At 61.5% G+C, this 20,176-nt stretch carries 12 protein-coding genes and 1 pseudogene; 6 read left to right on the top strand and 7 right to left on the bottom strand.

Going from position 1 to position 20,176, the window contains the following annotated elements:
* Positions 1-173: 173 nt before the first annotated feature.
* Positions 174-4,367, top strand: coding sequence for a patatin-like phospholipase family protein (locus WKW77_RS29330; protein WP_340360420.1), 4,194 nt, complete (start codon positions 174-176; stop codon positions 4,365-4,367).
* A gap of 832 nt (positions 4,368-5,199) precedes the next feature.
* On the opposite strand, the gene WKW77_RS29325 is transcribed toward WKW77_RS29330, so the two are convergent.
* Entirely contained in the window at positions 5,200-5,427 is a 228-nt protein-coding gene (locus WKW77_RS29325) for a hypothetical protein (RefSeq protein WP_340360419.1), read from the bottom strand.
* A gap of 588 nt (positions 5,428-6,015) precedes the next feature.
* Positions 6,016-7,185, bottom strand: coding sequence for a DUF3095 domain-containing protein (locus tag WKW77_RS29320; protein WP_340360418.1), 1,170 nt, complete (start codon positions 7,183-7,185; stop codon positions 6,016-6,018).
* Between the two features lie 556 nt (positions 7,186-7,741).
* Here WKW77_RS29320 and WKW77_RS29315 point away from each other — a divergent pair.
* From WKW77_RS29315 to WKW77_RS29300, 4 genes and pseudogenes are all read left to right on the top strand, one after another.
* Positions 7,742-7,972 (top strand): annotated as a pseudogene (locus tag WKW77_RS29315) (hypothetical protein); the annotation flags it as partial.
* 6 nt (positions 7,973-7,978) lie between these two features.
* Positions 7,979-8,131 carry a hypothetical protein gene (locus WKW77_RS29310; protein ID WP_340360512.1) on the top strand — a complete coding sequence of 51 codons (153 nt, stop codon included), beginning with the start codon at positions 7,979-7,981 and terminating at the stop codon, positions 8,129-8,131.
* Positions 8,132-8,442: 311 nt separating this feature from the next.
* Positions 8,443-10,044, top strand: coding sequence for a CHASE2 domain-containing protein (locus WKW77_RS29305; protein ID WP_340360417.1), 1,602 nt, complete (start codon positions 8,443-8,445; stop codon positions 10,042-10,044).
* A 32-nt stretch (positions 10,045-10,076) separates the two neighbouring features.
* Positions 10,077-11,009 carry a hypothetical protein gene (locus WKW77_RS29300; RefSeq protein ID WP_340360416.1) on the top strand — a complete coding sequence of 311 codons (933 nt, stop codon included), beginning with the start codon at positions 10,077-10,079 and terminating at the stop codon, positions 11,007-11,009.
* Between the two features lie 31 nt (positions 11,010-11,040).
* Here the strand turns inward: WKW77_RS29300 and WKW77_RS29295 are convergent, their stop codons facing one another.
* The 4 genes from WKW77_RS29295 to WKW77_RS29280 all read right to left on the bottom strand — a co-directional run bounded on the left by WKW77_RS29295 (position 11,041) and on the right by WKW77_RS29280 (position 16,866).
* Complete coding sequence (locus tag WKW77_RS29295) at positions 11,041-13,590, bottom strand: pentapeptide repeat-containing protein (RefSeq protein ID WP_340360415.1); 2,550 nt, start codon at positions 13,588-13,590, stop codon at positions 11,041-11,043.
* A 153-nt stretch (positions 13,591-13,743) separates the two neighbouring features.
* Positions 13,744-14,193, bottom strand: coding sequence for a hypothetical protein (locus WKW77_RS29290; protein WP_340360414.1), 450 nt, complete (start codon positions 14,191-14,193; stop codon positions 13,744-13,746).
* 246 nt (positions 14,194-14,439) lie between these two features.
* A complete protein-coding gene (locus tag WKW77_RS29285; RefSeq protein ID WP_340360413.1) occupies positions 14,440-15,246 on the bottom strand; it encodes a transglutaminase-like domain-containing protein in 807 nt (268 codons plus the stop codon).
* Positions 15,247-15,666: 420 nt separating this feature from the next.
* The gene (locus WKW77_RS29280; RefSeq protein WP_340360412.1) at positions 15,667-16,866 is read right to left on the bottom strand and encodes an ISKra4 family transposase; all 1,200 of its coding nucleotides are present in this window, start codon (positions 16,864-16,866) and stop codon (positions 15,667-15,669) included.
* 328 nt (positions 16,867-17,194) lie between these two features.
* On the opposite strand from WKW77_RS29280, the gene WKW77_RS29275 reads away from it, so the two are divergent.
* Positions 17,195-18,748 (top strand): L-histidine N(alpha)-methyltransferase, encoded by a 1,554-nt coding sequence (locus WKW77_RS29275; protein WP_340360411.1) that lies wholly within the window; start codon positions 17,195-17,197, stop codon positions 18,746-18,748.
* An 864-nt stretch (positions 18,749-19,612) separates the two neighbouring features.
* On the opposite strand, the gene WKW77_RS29270 is transcribed toward WKW77_RS29275, so the two are convergent.
* Entirely contained in the window at positions 19,613-20,014 is a 402-nt protein-coding gene (locus WKW77_RS29270) for a hypothetical protein (protein ID WP_340360410.1), read from the bottom strand.
* Between the last annotated feature and the right edge of the window lie 162 nt (positions 20,015-20,176).

The raw sequence follows: 20,176 nt of genomic DNA, 5'->3' as shown, positions 1-20,176 counted from the left end.
GCCGCTTCTGTGGTGCTTTCCTTGCGGCGTTCTTGCCTACGTCAATCGAGGAACAAACGCTCCGGCACCCCAACCGGACGATTGCCAATCGCCGAACTCACCGCTCATACTGGACCAGCGCTGGGCACGGGGCAAGCATATCAACACTCCTCGGCGCACAGGAGAGACCAGACGTGAGCGACTCAGTTGAAGCCGTTGTCGGAGTGCAGCCTGCTCAAGCAGGGAAGAGCGACCCCTCTACGATCGACTCCGCCAGCGACAAGCCGGCCGGCATTCCACCGGACCCTATCGAAAAGGAAGTCGCAAAGCGCCGCAAGAACCTGGGCGGCAGCGAGCCGCTGTCGGACAAGGACCCGTTGTGGGGCCTTGCCCTTTCCGGCGGGGGCATTCGAAGCGCGACCTTCTGCTTCGGGGTTCTGAGGGCGTTGGCAAATCGTCAACTGCTGCTGCGCTTCGACCTTCTTTCGACCGTATCGGGCGGAGGCTACATTGGCACCACCGTGGGAAGCTTGTTTCACCGGGCCGCCAACGGTGACGAAGCGCGAAAGGTTCAGGAGGCTATCAACGGGCAGTTCCCTTCGCTGGACGGTGGCGGCAAGCCTGGCGGCGAGAAATCCACGAGCTGGTTTCTCTGGTGGCTGCGAGCCAACGGCCGCTACCTGATTCCGCGCGGCGTCAAGGACACGACCTTTGCAGTCGCGCTGTATCTGCGCAACCTAGCCGGCATCCACTTCGAGCTGGGCCTCATCGCCATCCTGATTGGTCTCGTGCTCTGCGCCGTGGACCTGGGGGTGTGGTGGGCCCTCGAGCAGCTGGGCTACCTGTTCCCGAACCGGGACTTCTTCGAGCTGCTTCGCTGGATTCCCAACTGGTTGCCGACCATTTCGGTCGCGCTTCCATTTCTGATCCTGTCCGCAGCTCGGCTGGGAGCGGCCTACTGGGCGGTCCCGTGGGCCCAGGCGCACGCGAAGGGCGTCAGCGCTGGGCCGTCTGCGTCGCACGGCCCGCCCGCAGGGGCTGTGAAGCCAGCGGCAAATTCCAAGGTGAAGACGCCATGGCTTGTTTTTGGGGGCGTCCTGCTGGCCGACCTGGTTTTGAGCGTTCTCTTCTACGAGTACGGAACGACGAACACCGGCGTGGGCAATGTCGTCCGGAACGTTTTGTGGTGGACGTGCGCAATACTCATTGCGCTGTGGGTGACGGGGGCGTACACCGCGCAGCGGCAGCTTCTCAAGGCCCGAGACTCCGCCAGCGCTGCATTGCAGGCGGATACAGCCCGAAATGTTCTGACGAAGCGCTTTGCCAACAGGCTTCGCTGGATGGTCGCGGTCGTGCTTGCAGGCATGGTCGACCGCGTGGCCTGGTTTCTCGCTTTCAATGAAATCTCGGTGGTCAACGTCGGCCTTATGCTGGCTCTTGCCGCCGCGGTTCTGCGCGGCCTCATGCCTGTGGTCACGACTTTCGCTTCGACTGATGGCAAGGGATCCTCCGCTGTTCTGACGCTGGGCCGTGCGGGCGGCTACCTGCTGGTTTTCCTCCTCGTCTCCTGGTGGGTCACATTGGTCTATCAGGCAGTCTTGGGCGCGCTCTTCGTCGGCAAGGAACTGGACTACGCCGGGGGTTGGCTCGTTCTCGGTCTGCTCGCGACTCCAGTCGTCGGATACGTGGTCTTCACAGGTCGGAACCTGACGTTCCTGAACCTGTCTTCGCTGCATTCCTTCTACCGAGCACGTCTGGTGCGCAGCTACATGGGCGCAGCAAACGCCAGTCGGTTCGGTGCGCGTGGTGCGCTGGGCGCAATCTCCGAGGTCACGACCCAGATGCCGGTCGGCCAAGAGGGCCCTTCCATCGATGATGTGATGCCGGAAGACGACATCTCGCTGACCACGTACAGGCCTCAGGACTCCGGCGGGCCCGTGCACCTCATCAACGTGTGCGTCAACCAGACACAGGACCCACGAGGTCGGATATTCAACCAGGACCGCAGAGGGCTGTCGTTGACGGTTGCCTCCGGGGGACTGATGCGAGCGAGCCTGGAAGACTGGACCCAGCTTTCCAAGACGTCGGGCATGAGCGTAGGGCGCTGGATGGCGATTTCAGGGGCGGCCGTCGCACCTGGCATGGGCTTCCAGACCCGCGGCGGTCTTGCCGCGCTCATGACCTTCGCCGGCGTGCGCCTTGGCTACTGGTGGAGCAAGGAGGAGCGGGATGATACCCACGGGCGAGCGAGGACGAACCCGCTCTCCAAGTCCAAGGGCCTTATTGCCGAGGTGTTCGGCACCTTCAAGGGAACGGCGGGACCGGATTGGTTTCTCTCGGACGGGGGGCATTTCGAGAACACAGCGGCCTACGCGCTTCTGGCGCAGCGTGCCGATGTCATCGTGGTGGCCGACTGCGGCGCGGATCCCAAGTACAAGTTTGGGGACCTTGAGAATCTGGTTCGGATTGCGCGGGTCGACCTGCACGCGGACATTCAGTTTCTCAGGCCCAAGACTCCGCCGGCGCCTCGTCAGCCGGACAAGAGCGCCCTTCGTACAAAGAACAGGTTCCCTGCTCGGCCGCTCGAGGAGCCGCCCGATGAAGTGGGCTTCTTTGGGAGCATTAACGATTTGGCCTCGAAGGACGGCACCGCCTGCCTGGCGCTGGCCAGGGTGGTTTACGGTGGTGACCGACCGGGCACCGGCATTCTCATCCTCATCAAGCCCAACATTTGCGAAGGCCTGCCTGTGGACCTATTGAACTTCAAGGACCAGTATCCGGAGTTCCCTCAGCAGCCCACGGCTGACCAGTTCTTCTCCGAGGCGCAATGGGAGAGTTACTTCCTGCTGGGCCAGTACCTTGGCGGCAAGCTGAATCGAGCATTCATCGAGCGACTTCTGGCCAATCCGGACGAGCTCTTCGAGACGGACGAATGCTCTCCCTTCGAGGAGGCGAAGAAGGCAGCCAGGGCGCAGCCCTCGGTGCTTGCAGAAGCGGGCGCTGCCATTAGCCGATTGCCTTCCCGGATTGGGCAGTCGGCAGTTGGAACCACGCTCGGGCTCGGCGCCGTGGCAACGGTGGCGATTTCAACCTGGCAAGCCATCGACGGAGTCCGAACGTCCTACGCCAAGAAGACCGAGGCCGAGCGCGCCGCCCTCAAGGAGCTGACGGACCTGTGGGCCAAGGTGCCTCCACCAGCGATCGCCGAGCAGAAACCGCAGGATGCGGCGCTGGCGCTCACGAATCTCGCCGCGGCCATCGTTCGCTCGGCCGACACCTTGTGTCCGACTAACGAGGCCAAGTGGTACATCGATTCGCCTGTCGCAACCCAGATCACCAACGACGCCATCAGCCAGTGCAAGGACTTGATTCGCAAGGGCAAGAGCAAGGCCACGGCGACGTCGGCGGGCTCGGCCTGCTACATGCTGGTGGAGGCGTCGAACCCCAATCTCAAGGGTCCGCTGCCCAAGTGTCTGTCCTGGAAGGAGCGCAGCCTGGAGTCGATCCCGCCACCTCTCTACTGGGGCTACGACTACTCGGCGACCCGGACCATCGACTACTGGCACCCATGCGAGCCACTGAGAGCACCGTTGCTCGCGGCGGAAAGCGACTACGAGGAAGACTTCGGACCTCTCCTCGCAAAGCGAAGCGCGGAGACCTACGGACCGCCTGCAGAAACCTCTGCGCCCCCGAGCGGATGCCAGGGCCGGAGCGTGAGTTGGCTCGACGTCCTTGATTGGCTCCAACTCGAACTCGGTGGCACGTTCATGACCGCTAGCATGATCAAGGTTCCGCCGGCACCCCCGCCGGAAGCACCCAAGACCGAGACTGCCCCTCAGGCGGGCTCTGAAGGGCAGCAAGGTCGACCGGTGCCACCGAAGAGTTCGGCCGGGACGGAGACCTCTCGGTCGCCGGCGACCGGCTCCCAGGGACAGGGCCCGACTGCCGCCGCTGGGGCGGCCTCATCGCAATCCGGGCGGGCATTACCGTCGTGTACTGACGATGCGGAAGCGAAGGCGTCTCCAGTTGCGGTCTCGAACGGCGCATGCAAGGGGATGCAGGTCTTCGTGCAGACCTACGGCACCGCGCAACAGCCACAGGTTGCCTGCCTTCAACGGCGGTGGGAGGCTCAACTCGGTGCCAAGCCGTTGTCCATCGAAGACGTGGTCGAAACCGCGAGACGCCGCGGCCGCATCACTCCAGCACCGGTTCGGCAGAACGAAATTCGATTCCACGGCAGCGACTCGGAGGGTTGCGCAAGAGAAATCAACAGGGTGACCGGTGGGGCGTTTGTCGTGAAGCCGCTGGGCGCCCAGTTCACCCCATCCCGCCGCACACTGGAGGTCTGGATCGCTCCGTCGCCTCCGGGCCCAACGGCGGGGCGGTAGCTCGCGAACACACCCAAGATGTCGAAGCCATCGGCGGGCTGCTGAAGGCACGCCACAAACCGGGGTGGTTTTTGCCGAAGGAGTCGATAGCGATGCCCGACAAAAAAAGCATGCCATATCTTGCGTCGAGCAATACATGGCCATAGACTGAAGAAGTCGATTGCAAGGGTCACCACCGACTTTGCAGCCCCACGTTGGGATTGACGCGTTCCGCATGCTGTCCTGGTGGGATTCGCGCTTATGCGCGCACACCAGGAGAGCATGCGTCAACGGAATGCGCAGTCATCAATTCCGGGTTTCTCCAAGGAGAAAGCAATGTCCGAGGTCCTGCTTGCAGTGGCTTACGCGATGTTGGCTCTGCACTACTTGCATCAAGCAGTGCTCACCTTCATCAAATGATTCTTGAGCTGTCCCGAAAGGGGCATCTCCGAAAGGCCCCCATTGGGGGGCCTTTCGTTTTTTGAGGGCGCTGCTGAACTGAGGGCATGAGTTCTGAACGATCGCCGCATCCACGCAGGCGCGCGGCGTTGTGAACTTGCCCAGGCGGCTGTCGACGCGCGCGTCAGGCCCCAAAGGCCATTGCAGGTCGCGAACGGATTCCTCGAGCCAGCTTGAAGGGCAGTTCCCGCACCGCCTTCCCGGTGATCGCCGCGCGCGCAGGCACATCGACAGTCCCACTGCCGCGCCACCCTGCACTTACGCTCTTGCGCTTCCGCGCTCTTCGGATTGACCGCGAGATTGCACTAAACGCCTGCACGGCAGCGCGGCACACTTTGACCACACGGTGGTGGCTCTGGAAAGCCTGCTCAATGGCGAACCAGGACCAACCGAATTAGTCGCCCAGATCGCGTTGCACCTGCAATAGCATGGAGCACCAGATCAGCCCGATGCGGTCCACCGCCTCGGCGATGGTGTAGCCCATCTGGGTGAGCCATTCGGGCCGGTTCAACACCAGGGCCGCCGCGAGCTGCTCACCGGTAGAGAGCGCGCCAATCCTTCCGTCACGGGCCTCCCGGCATCTGGCAAGTAGCTGGGGATACTCGAAGTTATCTATGGACATAAGGTGTTGCGTTGCGTCCGACCCTAACCGGATAGGGCCTGAAATCGGCTCATAAGAAGAGGGCCGGGTATTCCGGCCGGGTCCGTCGGTCCACCAACCAATGTTCGTCCCTTCGACGTCTTTTACAGCTTGGATTCTCAACCATACGTAATACTTTCGTACCCGACGTTGCGCGCGTGGTGCGGAATATCGCACGCGAACTCAACGAACTGGGCGCGCCGCGAAGGACACCGTCGCCGAAGCAGAGAGCCATTCGATCTGCTAAATGCCGTTTCGAGTGAAACGCCTTTCGCTGGCCATCGAGGAACCCCATTTTTAGAAGAGGCTGGGCTCCCTGGCGTTCCGGCCTGCGATCTGCGGCGAACAGCACATTGGGAGCGGAGGGAGCCCGCAAGGATTGTTCTCGCGGCGGCGGCGCCATGGCAAGACGCCATTCGAGGTATTTGCGTAAGGCGTCTCGACGGCAGGTGGGCCAAATGCCCCCCATTGCGAGGCAGACGCAAAGGGCCCGAGTCATCCTGGTTTCTTTGCAAGCACGCTCCAACTTGCCGCACTACCGCACTGGCTTCAACTTATCTCAGGCGTCGATCACGCCTTGAGGCTCTTGGATGCGCTGGTATAGCCGCCGCCTCCTCCGTCGACGAAGTGCACGTGGAGGCTGTCCGCCGGGGCGGTGACAAGGCACGTCATGAGTGCTGTCTCCGAGAGATGGATTCCGTAGCGCAGCCCTCGCTTTGGCGCAGTATCGGCCAGGTACATCTTGATCGCATCTGCCGCGGCAAGCGGGCAATCAATCACGAAGCAGAGCGTCTCGTCGTGCATGCAGAAGTCGGTGTTGGTGACGATCTCGCTGCGATAGCGCTGGGGATCGAAGCCCCCGATGGGCTTTCCGCACGCGAGGACAACGCGGGCCAACAGGGTTTCCGCAAGCACCCGCGCCGTCCATGCAAGCAGCGAACCGCCACGTCTGCGCGCCCGTGCTTCCAACATGAAGCCCGTTGGCGGCCAGCGCGCGCGCAGTGTGTTCAAGCTCACGGGGCGGATCTCGGCCTCTGGGCCGGCGAGTCTCAGGACTTCGCAGTAGATCTCGCGCAGGTCGGTGTTGCCGCGAACAATCATTGTCAACATCGTTTCCTGGCTCGAATGCAGCGTATCCCAGCGGCACGACAAGCCTTCGAGGTTGACTGGCTCGCCGTCGTCCAATGATTCTGGGATGGCGGCGAGGCGACCCAGCTCGGCATTTCCGCGACCCCGCACTGCATCTTCGAGAACCCGGACCCCACCCCCGAGGAAGACGCCAAAGCTGTTTCCCGGGGTCGGCTCGAACCTGCCGACCAGAAGGTCGCAATCGAAGCGGCGAAGTGTTTCGACGGTGACCAGACCCGCGCGCAACACGAGATCAAAGTCGCGCCGCGACTGCCCCCGGACGCGCGCGAGTTCGGCGCGTGCCGCAGCGACCTTCGATGGCGGCACCATCACGACCGCTCCGTCCCCACCGAACAAAAACGGGATTCGCGTCGGCGCGCAAAGGTTGCGAAGACCGGCTATCCCCATGGCGGCCACGAAATTGACCGTCTTGTGACGTCCTCTCGCGACAGCGCCGGTCGAGTCCACGATGTCGGTGACCGCGAGTGCCCAGTCGTCCGGCGCTGGACGAAAGCGGGTCACGTCGAAGGCGTCGCGCTCGTGCTCCAGCAACGGCAGTGCATCGAAGAACCCTTCAGAAGGGCTCAAATGTTCAGCTGCACTCGAAGACATGGGCTTTGTATTGCTCAAACACGTTGGGCACGATCGCCCTCGATTAGTGTCTGCCCGATTTTTCCGTCTTGCCGGACCGGAAAGCGCGGCTCAGTCCAAGGAAGTCGCGTACTCGGAGCCGCACACCTTGCACGAACAGGTCTCGGGACGCAGGTCAGTCGCTTCGCGGTACCGGAGGGGGGTCTTGATCCCATTGAAGACCCAGCATCTCGGACAATGCTCCTGGCCTGCCAGCGGCAGATAGGACCGGGCCCGTTGTTCCGCGCGTGCGCGCGTGACCGGCAAGCCTTGGCGTAGCCTTGGCGGACCGTTCGCGCGACTGCTTTCGCGGCCATGGTGCCGGCGCGCCCGTTGGCACGATCGTTGACGCCATAGACCACGCGCGCATATTCGAGCGGTGCCTGACGTACCAGTGCCGCGATGCGCGAAGGATCGATCTCGGCGGCGGGTGTGGCCATTGGTTCCTTGAAAGGATGTTGAAGGCGACAAGTAGTCAAGGTACAACAAATGGGACGGCGGCGGCCAGTCGCCCGAACGACATAGGCCGACCACGAAAGTGGAGCGGCGGCATCTACAGTCGTGTATCTCGCTCGGGTCATCGAGCGGCTGCGGCGACAAAAGGCAGCACTGGCAGCACTGGGGGCACTGGTTCGCGGGCCGCTGGATTTGCGAAGGCTGCGATCGGATCGCTGGCACCCGCAGCGGCCGATGTGGTCGCCAATTGCAGGGCGGCCGGGGCGACGCCTGGGCAATAAAGGCGGACGTCGATTCGGACGCGGCCGTGCAGGCCGTGGTGGAACGCGCCCTGGACGAAGCGGGCAGCATCGACGTGGTGGTCAACAACGCCTTCCGGCCGTATTCATTCGACCCCCAAGCGCCGCACCTTGTTCGGCGACATGGCGTCTCGCGCGTGCGCACCGGTTCGCTCTTCTCGGGAGGGCTGTGATGGCGGGCAGGCGCATTGAGGCCAGCATTCCGGCAAGCGTCGCGAACCATTTCTCGAGCATCACACAGACAGGCAGCACTTCGCTCGGTGGCTGCGATTCTGGTCGTTGGCGCGGCCTGCGGGAAAAGACCGCTCGTTGTCGCCGACCTGCCGGACAGCGGCCCACGTTGACGGTCTGAGATGCGAGTCAATTGGGCTTCGAAATGCCGCACTCTCGCTACCTTGGCGAAGTTGTCGTCTGCTAATCTCGCCCGATGCCCTCCTCAATTGCTCCGTTGAACGAGCCCGCCGCACGCGAGCCGAGAGGCGGAATGCCATTGTGGCTGCGCCATGCTATCGTGAAATGGATCACTGGCACTGCACTCGCCGCCATGACAGCGATTGTGCTGGTCACGCTGGGATCGACTGTTCTTTCTGATCTTCAGGAATACGGACAGGATCTCGGGCTGCGCTTGAACACGTTGCTTCATCGCTTCCGCACGATTGACGAATTGCCTTCGGATCGCGCCGGCGACCAAGGCCGAGGCGGTCAGCAGGGCTTCGGCACTTCGAGCTATGTGTTCCTCGACATCGATCCGGGCATCGAAGGAGATGCGAACAGCAGTAGCCGGAGCGCCGGGATCGAAACCTGTGCGGCGCTGGCGAAGGCTGACGCAGTTCGATACCGACTGGGCCAGCGGCCACCGGAGGAATCGTCCGCAAACGGCAGGTCCGCGGTCTTCCTCAACTGCAGCTCGGCGAGGCCGGTAAATCGATACATGCTGGCGGAACTCGTCCAGAAGCTTGAACGCTTCGAGCCACGCGCGATCGTGATCGATATCCTGCTCAATCGAGAATCAGATGTCATCGGTTCGGCGGAAGACAAGGCGCTGGCGGATGTCCTCGGGGCTGCGCCTGGAACCCGACGCAAGGTGCCTGTGATCTGGGTCGACTCTCTGGTGCGGGCCAAGCCCCGGCAGTCGCCGGAACTTGTCCGCCTCGAGGGAGAGCGCTTGCTGAAACCCGCTCCTGCAGACGGGCTGTACGCGGCCGCCTCTCTTCCGGTCCCTGACTCGACAGTTCGCCGATACCCGAAGTGCCTGACAATCGTTCCGGAAGGCACGCCCGTCGAGAGCGTGCCTTGGCTCGCGGCTCAACTCGCACACGCCTCGGACGGCCGCCCCGAGCGCTGCAGCAGCGCTGGCCCGGCGGCCGAAGACAACGCACCACGGATCGTGTACACCCTGCCTTCGCTTCAGACGCATCAGGACGACACGAATGCCCACCGGCGAGAGGCATTGTTCCAGTACGCGCCCGCCTACAACCGATGCTTGGGCGAGAATTTCTGGAACCCCCTTTCCGACTGCTCACGCGCGGACACTTACATGGGCAAGGTCGTTGTGATAGGCGGCTCCAATCCGGATCGGAGGGATCGCCACAACACGCCGCTTGGTGAGATGTCGGGTGCAGAGGTGATGGTGAATGCCATGCTGAGTTTCGAGCTCTATCCGCACAACCACGACAAATCGCTTCCGCAACTACTCGTCAAGAAGATCCGAATCGTGCTGGTGTGCAGCCTGCTGTGGCTGGCCTACTTCTGCCTGACGGCCTGGCTCCGCGGTAAGTGTATTCATGAGCTGAAGGCAAACCGCGACGAGCCCAAGTGGAAAGCTAGGTTCAGGTCCTTGCCAGGGGCGGTGCTGCGAGCGATACCAATCCTGGCTTTGCATCTCGTGACGCTCGCGGCAGTATGCCTGGTCGCCGTCTACATGTCCTACAGCACCGACACCGCCATTCCGGCGCTGGACGTCCTTATTCCGGTGCTCGCCATCGCAGTAGATGTCTACGTGGAGAAGGCTGCTGACGCCTTACACTGGCTGGAGCATCTCGTCGAAGAAGTGCTGCTGCCCTCCTCCGCACGCGACCCTCATTGAGAACCGCCGTGAGATCCGTTCCAGGACCGTCCATGTTGCAGGCAGCAGCGCGACTGCTGGTCATTCTTGCAGGTGCGAAGGGTGATGCGACCCACGCGGCGGAGCCGCCCTGCAAGACAGGTTGGCTCACAGCCCGGGCCATGATCACCCGTGTGGATCCGCCGGACTTGGAAGTCTTCAGGCTCGATCCCGCCACCGGCGTGAAGACGCGCGTGAGCAAAAATGCGGTCCTGTGCGATCGCCAAGCCCTCGTCTTCGATGACAAGCAGACAGATGCAACCGTTGAGCTACTCGAAGGGGGAAAGCGCGTTCTCGTCAAGGCAGGCGAAACGCATGTCGTTCCCTCCGGTGCCTCGGCCGTTGCTCTGGCGATTCGTCAGTACGTGGATGCGGCATGGGATGCTGCAGGGGACTTGCAGGCACCCTTGAAGGCTGAGATCCGTACCAACATTCGCAATGGACAGGAGTCGAACATCAGGGAGCCGCTGCGTCTCATCAACGCGTTGCGGCGGCTTTCGGGACAGGTCGTTGCGGCCGAGGTTCCGGTTCATTTGGCTTGGCGCGCCGGGCTTGCGCCCTACACCTGCGAGGGGCAGAACATGCAGGCGACCGTGGTTGCGACGCTTCCGGTGGGCGAGCGCGGCGACTGCACCATTCCGCTTGACCAAGGGACGAAGACGATCACGCGGCTGGCTGTCGTCGACAGCGCAGGTCAGAGTGCGGGAGTCAATTTCCGGCGGGCGACTGCGCCCGAACTCCCCAGACCGGACTGGATTGCGGCCGGCAAAACGTGGAAGCCCGACCCAGAAGGCGCGGCCTGGGCCATGTGGCTCTGGCGCGAGGGCGGACCTACATGGCGCCTCCAGGCGATCGCTCTGCTTCAAGCCAGCGCGTCGACACAGTTTCCAGCCTCCCTTCTCTACGAGAGTATCTTGGCGGAGGCACCTGCGATTCCGCCAAGATAGTCAATGGCGCCTCAGTCGGACGCGAGCGATTTCAGTTCAGGGCCTTGCCGTCTTCGCCGAGCAGCTTCAGATCGAGCAAATCGCCGTCGAGAATCTCTCCGCGGATTTCCCCGTTGCTCACGACGGTCGCATCGCGAATCCGGAGGCGGACACGCGCGCCGATCCGCTTTCCCTTGAGCTCTGCCAATCTGCTGCGCGAAATTTCAACCACATAGTCGTCGAGCGGACGTGGAAACTTTACCGATACTGACACACCCGGCGGCCCCCCGAACACCATGAGATGCCTATCATCGGGCCGTATTAGGGACCTTGCCTGCGTACTGTAGTAGTTGTCGCCCACGGCGATCTTTTTCATGGGCCTGAGGGTCAGGGCAGCCTCCTCGCCAGCGGGAGGCGCCTTCGGATACCAGATGTCCGTGCGCAGTCCCTCAACATCGGGAAGCAGCAGGGTCACCTCTGAGGGACAGGCCTTGGCGCGGGCGATGGTCCAGCGCTTGAAGACTTCAACGTGGGGCGTTGCCAGTTGCGACGAGTCGGTCTTCGGCGGATAGAAGACCGACCATCGATTGGGGTGACTGTCCTGCTGCGAGCTTTCACGGCCGAGCCAACTGCCAGCCATGTCACTCCAGTTTCCGAAGACGTCCGTGTCCGGATGGAATTTGAGTCCATACATCACGAAGGCGTCCGCGTCCAATCTAGCGTCGGTGAGAAGCCGGGTCTCGTTCACATTCTGCTGCAAAGCCTTCAGCAGCGCCTGGTGCTCATTGCCGGTCAAGCGCAGGATCGGCCCGTCCTTGTGGGATTCATTCGAGAATTTCACTAGGGATTGCGCCCGTGCTATCGCATCCTCTTCGCGTTGAGCAGACCCGAACACTTCGTACGGCAGATCAAAGGTCTGCTGGTAGTTGAGCGCTCGTCCCGCCCCTTCCTGGTAGCTCACAATCGATCCGGCGGGTTGCGGGTCGCCTGCCGTGCAACGGTCGATGTACTGGAATCCGTCGCTGACCATGAGCCAGCTATCCATCAACGTCTCATAGCGGTATCCGGTGCTGGATTGCGCGTTCCTAGAGACACGGCGCACCGTCAGCCGCAGACCCCTCGATCCCGAACTCGCGCAAAGGAGATTCTGCTGCTGCGAGCTGAACTGGCGGACCTCGCCGACAACGGATGTGACATCCGTGTTGCCAAGCGTCGCACCGTCGAAGCGGGCGCCGATGATGTTGGCACCGCTGAAGTATGTGCCACGAAGATCGGCGCCGCGAAAATCGGCATTACGCAAGTCGGCGGCCATGAAGCTCGCACCCGCGAGCTTTGCGCCGCCGAAGTTCGCGTTGCGCAGAGACGCCCCAAACCAGTTGCTCTGCGGGGCGACGAGTCCGGGAAAACGTGCGTCCTCCGCCGCAACGAAATAGAACCGTGTGGACGCGGCGTCTGCTTCGTCATCGAGCACCACACCCTTCATGCGCGCGAAACGCAGGTCGGCCTTGGCAAGCTTGGCCCGACTGAGAGTCGCCCCGGTCAGATCCACGCCACCGAGCAGCGCGCCACTGAAGTCGGCGTGAGGAAGATCGGCGTGACCGAGGAAGACGCCCTGCAGATCCAATCCGGCAAGGCTTTTTCCTTCCTTGACCAGTTGACCGGCCGCGGCCACCTGCCCGACGTCTCCGAGCGCGCGGACCTCCACCGCCGACTTGAGGACTGCGAACGCATCGGGACCGCTGCCAACGCTCTGGCAGCCCATGAGGCAGATCCGCTCCGTCAGCGTCGATCTAAAGATCGGACGCTGTGAAGTATTGGAGGTGATGACTTTCCGGCGCGCCTGATCGAATGCCTCCTCCAGGGATATGCCGCGGGTTTCAAGCGCTGCAGTCAGTGCTCTCGCGTAGTCGCCGCCATCGGAGGCAGGCTTTCCCTCGCTGGTCGAATTGGCCAGAAGGAAACCGAGATCATCAAACTTCTCCGGGTCGGCCATCCGCGCGACGGACGCAGGAACTCCACGCGAGGAACTTCCGTTGCCCCGTTCCGTTGACGGCGTTCTGCATGCATCGACGACAACGACGATCGCAGAATGAGGTTCGATCGCCCGCAACACGCGCGTGACATCGGCATTGACGGAGAGTCCGTCTTTCACGACGTCCACCGAGCCGACTCCCTTCACGTCCACCGGGATCAGGTAGTTTGAATTGCCTGCGGGGTCCGAGGCGCCGTGCCCCACGTAGTACAGGAACCCGATGCTGCTCGGTCCTGCGAACTGCAGCGCGCCCTGAAACTGTAGGATCGCCGACTTCATTTTTTCGCGAGTCGCGTTCTGCTCCAGCCTGACGGTGAACCCGAGACGCTCAAGCGCGTCCCTGATGTCCTTGCCGTCGCGGGCGGCGCCCGAGAGCACGTCCTTGGGGTCGGCATAGGCGGAGTTGGCAATGACGAGTGCGATCCTTTGAGAAGACGACTGCGCCTTCAACTGTGGTGTCGCAGGCTGCGCGCCCGCGAACACCACATGCGTCGTCAAAAGGAAAAGCATCGCGAACGTACGCATGGTCGCGCCGCATCGATCGCGCAGCCTTGATTGCAATGAAATCATCCCTGCCTCCAGACAATGAACACGCGCAACTGCGATGAATCTGCTCTTCTTCGGTAAGGATCGGGTGTCCGCGAAATCGGGTCAACTTCAACTCGAAGTCCAGACTCCTCCTGGCTCGATTGCTGGCTTCCTGGAGGGACCGTGGGGTCCTGGCTACTTCTTCATCGCTCCGGCAATGATCAACGCGCCGATGATGACGGCTACGCTCACTGGTAGAGCAGCGATGGCTGCACCTCCTGCCCAGAGCAAAAGGCCAACCACGACGGCCACTAGTATGCCAAGGAAGAGTTCGCGCACGAGACCGAGCGAGATGATCGCCAGCATGCCCGCGAAGATCCAATGGGCCAGCGGGATCTGGGTGGATTGCCACTCGAAGGCGCAGTACCACGCTCCATACATCACAAGCGCTCCCAGCGGATACCGCACCCACCAGGGGGCGCTGAATGGGAAGTCGTCAGGATTCGCCGCCGGAACCACTGGCGCTTTGGGCACCACGGGCGCTTGGGGAACTTCAGGCGCTCGGGCGACCAGGGGCTCTCGGAGCAGCACAGGCTCCACGGCAACCGGTGGGGTCGCTGGCTCGTCGTCGTGAATGACCTTCATCGTCGGCCCTGTGCAGTGAAATGCCGAGCGTAACCACAGGGACCCTTGGAACCAATAGGGCGGACCAATTCCCACCAGAGAAATTCGTGAGCACTCCTTCGTCGCCCGCGCCAAGCCGACGCCCCCCAAGGGGCCCCTGGCCGAACATGCCACCATCCGCTCGCCCCCTGGGGCCGCTGGTGTCAGTCGGGCCGCTGGGGCCACCCTGGGGCCCTGCCACGGAGAGTTCGCTGCGTTCCTTTTCGATCACTGAACCTCGTCGCACCAGACCTTGAATCCGTCCAACTCGTTGGGGCCGAAGGTGCTGGACAACGCCACGTCGCTGGCGTCGCGCCCCTGCGCAATCAGCACGCGGCCGATGCGGGGCACGTTGTTGCGCGCATCGAAGGTGTACCAGCGGTCACCCAGGAAAGCCTCGAACCAGCCCGCAAAGTCCATCGTGCCGTACGGCGGCAGGGTCCCAATATCGCCGAGGTAGCCGGTGCAATAGCGGGCCGGAATGTTCAGGCAGCGGCATAGGGTGATCGCCAGGTGCGCATAGTCGCGGCACACGCCTTGCCCTTCCTTGAAGGCTTCAAAGGCCGACCGGGTGCGCCGGGCGTACTGGTAGCCGAACTCGATATGCTGGTGCACGAAATCGCAGACCGCCTGCACGCGGCCCCAGCCGGTCGGTCCAGCCCCAAAGCGCTGCCAAGCAAAATCGGACAGCAGGTCGGTTTCGCAGTAGCGGCTACCCAGTAGGTAGAGCAGGGTGGACTCGGGCAGGTACTCCACCGGCGTCTGCAGTGCCGAGGGCACGACGATGTCCAGCGCGCCGCTGTCGTGGATCACGGTATCCGTACTCAGTACAAAGCGGCCCGCGGGTGCGACCAGGCGTGTGCACCAGTTTCCAAACAGATCGCGGTACGCGCTGGTGGGCACGGCCGGCTTCGTGAGCAGAAGGTCCGGGCGCAGGAGATCCGAGGCGCGCGAGTAATGAATGCTGAGGGTCAGGATCATCGGCGTCGGCTGGGGAAACTGGTAGGCGATTTCAAAACCGAGCTGGATATTCATCAACCCATGATGCGCCTTGATTCGCACTCCCGCAGGGACTGCTCGGATTGGTTCACAAAATATGCTCGCCCCTGCTCGTGCAGATCGGTCTGAATGACTGCGGTCACCACGTGCAATAGGGGCGCGGTCTACGGCGACTTGACCACGAGGAAAAGTGACCAGGCCAGGCATCCATCCCTGAAGCTGGGAAGGCTCAATCGTCGTGAAGGAGAGCGTATAGGCCAACCGAATCGCCGGCCGACTATTTCGTCTTACGGGCCGCTGGACGGCGTGCGGCGCCAGGCTTGGGGATGTCTGTAGTCCATCCATTTCTTGGGGGTGTGCAGTGCAGCACTCTGCTTCCGCGGCTACGCTGCGAGCGGCGCTTGAACCTGAGCGCCGAAGCGCGGATACCACCTCTCGAAGGACGCTCGTAGTTCGTCATTCAGGACCTGGGTACGAACCTGGAGCAGCAGATGTGCTCCCCGCGGCGTCCAGCGCATCTGCGGCTTCTTCCTTCACGAACCGCTTGGCGATCACCTGGTTGACCGCGGACTCGACAAAGCCGGTGGAAATCCGTTCCCCGCATCGGTACCGCTCCCCATAGTTGACGATGGCGCCGGCATTGTTGTCGATGTAGGTCGCGAATTCGTCCAGCGCCCGATCAAGCTTCTTGAGCACGACTGAACTCGGCAGTCCCGCCTTGCGCTGCTCCTCACGTGCATCGGCAATGTCCTCAAGCAGGTTGTACAAGGCTCCTTCGGCGTGGAGCACGTTTCCATGCCACAAGAACCATTTGACGCGCTCGATGTCCTTGAGGAGATGCTCCCTCTCTGAGCCTTGCAGTCCTCGGGTTGTCTGCAGGAGCTGCTCGATGCGCATGGCGACATGGAACCAGTCCAGGATGTGCTCGGATCGCGGGTGCACGAATGCGCCGAGCTCGCGCACCGTGTCGCCGCCGTCACAAAGGAAGGTGATGTGCTGACGAGGGAGAATGCCTTGCGACTCGAGCACGGCGCGCAACCGCCGCTTGGGCTTTTGGTCAACTCGATGAACGAAGGCGAAGACCTTGGCCGCACCTTCTTGCGGAATGCTCCTTCCGGCGATGACTTCGAAACAACCGTTGGCGCCAGGCAGGCGGTCGCGGCCTCGGATGTACCCTCCATCCAGCCCGACCGTGATCGGGGCGGCAGGCTCCGGCGAAGCTTCGATCTCGCGCTGGGAGCCGCCGTCGTAAGCGAACTGTTCCGGGCCAAGCTGCGCCTCGAGTCGCTCGGCGGTGGCCAGAACGTGCTGGCGGATGGTCTCCTGATGCAATCCATGTTCGATCGGCAGCACCTCCTGCAGCAGCGCCCTGACCGATGCGAAGGAGACTTGCGCCGCCCACTTGGCTTCCAGGTACGCCAGTTCCGGCGACGTGTGCATCGTCAGGAGTTCGCTCAGCGGGCAGAACGTGGCCTCCCGGCACCCGCGGCGAAGCGCTGCCAAGAATGTTGGCGTGCCCGAGTTTGAAGTTCTCAAGTCGGAGTTCGGCCTTTTCAGGAACAGCACCATCAAGGCAGCGAGCAAGCGATGGCTGGGCTCGAAATTGCTCCGTGATCGTTTCAACGTCCGCCGATCCAAGCTCGAAGAAGTGCTCACGGTCAAACTCGCTCAGCCGGGACGGAAGGAGCCTCTTGGCCCGATCAAACCCAGGCGAAGGAAGACATGGCCGGCTCCAGAACGTAGGGCAGCCAATTTACCGGCTCGGTCTCTGGCAGGACGAGGCTCGTCTATCACCTGCGTACGACCACCCCCGACTAAACAAAATCTGTGCCAATTCCCAGCAAAGCTTCTCGGCCGGTGCTTGCAATGCCTCAGGTTGCCATCCAGAATCTGCTCGCGATTGAGCCTAACAACTGTCGCTGGCCGGTTCTTATTTCGGTCGGGCGTTAGTACGAGAACATACCTTTTTCCCGTGGGGCAAGCAATGAAGCCACGACTGTTCATCGGTTCGTCTAGTGAAAAACTGGACATCGCGTACGCAGTTCATGCCAACCTGGAGCGCGTAGCTGAGATCACGGTGTGGACCCAAGGGGTTTTCACACCTTCCAAATACAGCCTGGAAGCACTCGCTGATGCCCTCTTCAAGACGGACTTTGGCATCTTTGTCTTCGGACCAGACGATGTGCTCTTCATGCGTGGTAAAGAACATAAGACGGTACGGGACAACGTGATTTTCGAGCTTGGAATGTTTGTCGGACGCCTTGGTCGCGAGAGGTGTTTCATCCTTGCTCCGCGCGTTGACTCTTCGCATCTGCCGAGTGATCTTCTCGGCTTGTCCCCCGCAACATACGACGCAGACCGCACAGACCGTAACTGGCAAGCTGCGCTTGGCCCCGCTTGCGTTGCAATCGGGGAGGTGGTCAGTCGGCTAGGCGTTTCTGATCCCGCCGCTAAGCGCTCGAATGCACAGGATGAGACACACCAATCTGCCACCGATCGTAACCGGGCAGCACTTGGCCCGGCAGGCGGAAAGACATCAGAGATAAAAGGAGTGGAGAGTAGCCAAGCAGACGTAGCGGGTGCGCCTGTAAAAAATCATCCAAACTGTATTCATGTGAAAGTAGATTCGAATGTGGCTCAAAAAATTAACTCGAATCAACTCCCCTCAGATTGGCATCAGCGCGCGCTATATTCTAGCACCGAAGGGGCAAGAGCGTGGCTGGCATATGCAAACGAAGAATTCAGCAGCGTACTTACGGAAAACTCAAGAAATGCAGAGGACCTTTACACGGTTGAAGCATTGGCCGACTCGGAATGGCAAAGCTTTATCTCCTTCGGTCCTGGTGACGGACGGCGCGACACTCAGATATGCAAAAAACTCCGCGGGCGTCGTCGAGCCATTGAATACGTGCCTGTCGATATAAGCGAAAGCCTAATCCACCACTCCGCCAGCCGACTTCGCGAGGCCGGAATAACCGTCCCCTTTGGTTTGCTCGGGGACTTCGAAGACGGACAGGATTTCATCTTTGAACACATCAATAGTGCTACAAAATCGCCGCGCTTATTCTCTATCCTGGGCAACACGCTGGGAAATTTGGATTGCGGGACGGAGAGCTTTTTGTTGATGGCTGCTCGTCACATGGAGTCCAAAGATGAACTATTAATCGATATAGCGGTAACAAACAAGCCTTGGAATTTCGATCCTTACAAAAGGTACCTTCAGTCGCATGTACGGAGGGTCTTCATAGCCCATGGAATTGCGCGGCAACTTGGTATTTCCTTTAGCACCGTCCTAGATGATTTTGAAGCCCGAATTCATTCGCAACGATCCGACAACGTTCCCTCGTTCGTTCAGCAACACGTTCTTTTTGATCATAGAACAGGAAAAATTGGTTTGACCCTTCGGGCCTACTACGTCGAGAAGTTTCTCGCCTGGATAAAAAAAGAGTTACCTCAGTTTGATGTTAGGTATTCGGGCGTGTACGATTTGGAAGGACAAGGATTTGGTGCGGGCTTGATTCGGCTCGTGAAGGTCTAGTTTTAATTGGAGGTTGCTATGCATGATAAATGTCTAGAAGTTCGGCCCATGGATGACTTCGATCAAAGTGAAGCGGAGCCGGATGGTCATCAGAAGCCCGGCATGTCTGCATTGATCTAGTGCCCTGTCCCGTCAAAACTGCTTGGCTTGAGGCATCCTTGGAGATGTCGACATGCCCAATGCAAACATTCGCACCGAGATTGCGCCCACTGATGTCGAACGTGCCGAATTGAGTTCAATGGCGAGGTCACGTTCGTTGCCTGCCGTGCTGACGCTGAGGGCGCACCTCGTTCTGGCGTGCAGGGGGGCCGGGCAACGCCAGCACCGATGTAACGCAGCCGGTGAGCAAGAACCGCAGCACCGTGACCTAGTGGCGTGGGCTCTATGCGCGCGACCGTGTCGCCGGGCTGTATTACGAACTGCGTCTAGGTCGTCGGCGTACCGTGGACGACGTGCGCGTATTCTGGAGGAACGTGCCAGTGAATTGGTCGTGAACTGAGTGGTGGATGAGGAGTCCGTCATAGAAGCCCATGTCTCCGCGCGGTCTGGCCAAGGGCCATCACCAGATCTGTCGGATCGGAACCCGTCCAGACCGGGACACCGCTTGAAAATCCGCATGGCATTGGAATCAATATCATTGGAACAGTCGCTTGACTTGTCGATTGTCAGTGGGCCTTCAAACGGTTCGGCCCTAGACTTTGAAGGCAATTTCCTTTGCATCGCCCTCGATCACGATACGGTCATCAATCTGGCCGTCCTTGGTGATGTGCTTGGCCGCCTAAGTTGTTCCCCCCGGCTCGCGTGGCCCTTCATCGCCGCGCTCGTGACGTCACCGCCTTAGCGCGTGCATATGAAGCTCTCTCCTCACTCGCGCTGGGGTGATGACGCCTTGCCTCGCCGAGCAGCCGTCTTTGGTGGCGGCTTGCCCGCGCTGGGCACGGCCAGGGCGCCGGCGAGCAACCCTCGCGTGGCTTCGTGCACGGTCTTCTCTTCGCTCAAGTGCCGTTCAACGTCATCCAGCCGCTGCTGCAGCGTCGAGGCTTGCGACTGGGCCTGCGCCAGCAGGCTGGCCTGATCGGCGAGGCGATCGCGAAGCTCGCGTTCGACTTGTTGCGCCGCTTGCTGCGTCTCGCGGAGCATCCGGCGCCCGGCCTCCAGCGTCTGGGCCGCGGCTTCCTCGCTCTGGATGCGGCGTTGCTGTTCCTTGGCGCCCCCAGCATCAAGTTGTTTCACCAACTGGCGAGCGCGGTCGACCTCCTCGAGCATGCGCTTTTCCTGCGCCGCATGCCGCTCCTCGGCCCGGCGCAGGTCCTGGTCCCCCCGATCGACACTTCAAACTCCCCCACCCGTGGACACTCAAATTCCTCCAGGCAGGACGAGGGTTGCATTATTGATCTGTCAGGCCTCCGCGGCGATCGCCAGGCGCGC

The sequence above is a fragment of the Variovorax ureilyticus genome (assembly GCF_037889935.1).
In the GTDB taxonomy this organism is placed as follows: domain Bacteria; phylum Pseudomonadota; class Gammaproteobacteria; order Burkholderiales; family Burkholderiaceae_C; genus Variovorax; species Variovorax ureilyticus.
This window is presented reverse-complemented; position numbering and strand designations above follow the sequence as displayed.

Excerpts from the sequence above, each read along its gene's own strand:
- WKW77_RS29325 (WP_340360419.1), bottom strand. The coding sequence starts at position 5,427 with ATGTCCATAGATAACTTCGAGTATCCCCAGCTACTTGCCAGATGCCGG.
- WKW77_RS29320 (WP_340360418.1), bottom strand. The coding sequence starts at position 7,185 with ATGTCTTCGAGTGCAGCTGAACATTTGAGCCCTTCTGAAGGGTTCTTC.
- WKW77_RS29305 (WP_340360417.1), top strand. The coding sequence starts at position 8,443 with ATGCCATTGTGGCTGCGCCATGCTATCGTGAAATGGATCACTGGCACT.
- WKW77_RS29300 (WP_340360416.1), top strand. The coding sequence starts at position 10,077 with ATGTTGCAGGCAGCAGCGCGACTGCTGGTCATTCTTGCAGGTGCGAAG.
- WKW77_RS29295 (WP_340360415.1), bottom strand. The coding sequence starts at position 13,590 with ATGATTTCATTGCAATCAAGGCTGCGCGATCGATGCGGCGCGACCATG.
- WKW77_RS29290 (WP_340360414.1), bottom strand. The coding sequence starts at position 14,193 with ATGAAGGTCATTCACGACGACGAGCCAGCGACCCCACCGGTTGCCGTG.
- WKW77_RS29285 (WP_340360413.1), bottom strand. The coding sequence starts at position 15,246 with ATGAATATCCAGCTCGGTTTTGAAATCGCCTACCAGTTTCCCCAGCCG.
- WKW77_RS29275 (WP_340360411.1), top strand. The coding sequence starts at position 17,195 with ATGAAGCCACGACTGTTCATCGGTTCGTCTAGTGAAAAACTGGACATC.
- WKW77_RS29270 (WP_340360410.1), bottom strand. The coding sequence starts at position 20,014 with ATGCTCGAGGAGGTCGACCGCGCTCGCCAGTTGGTGAAACAACTTGAT.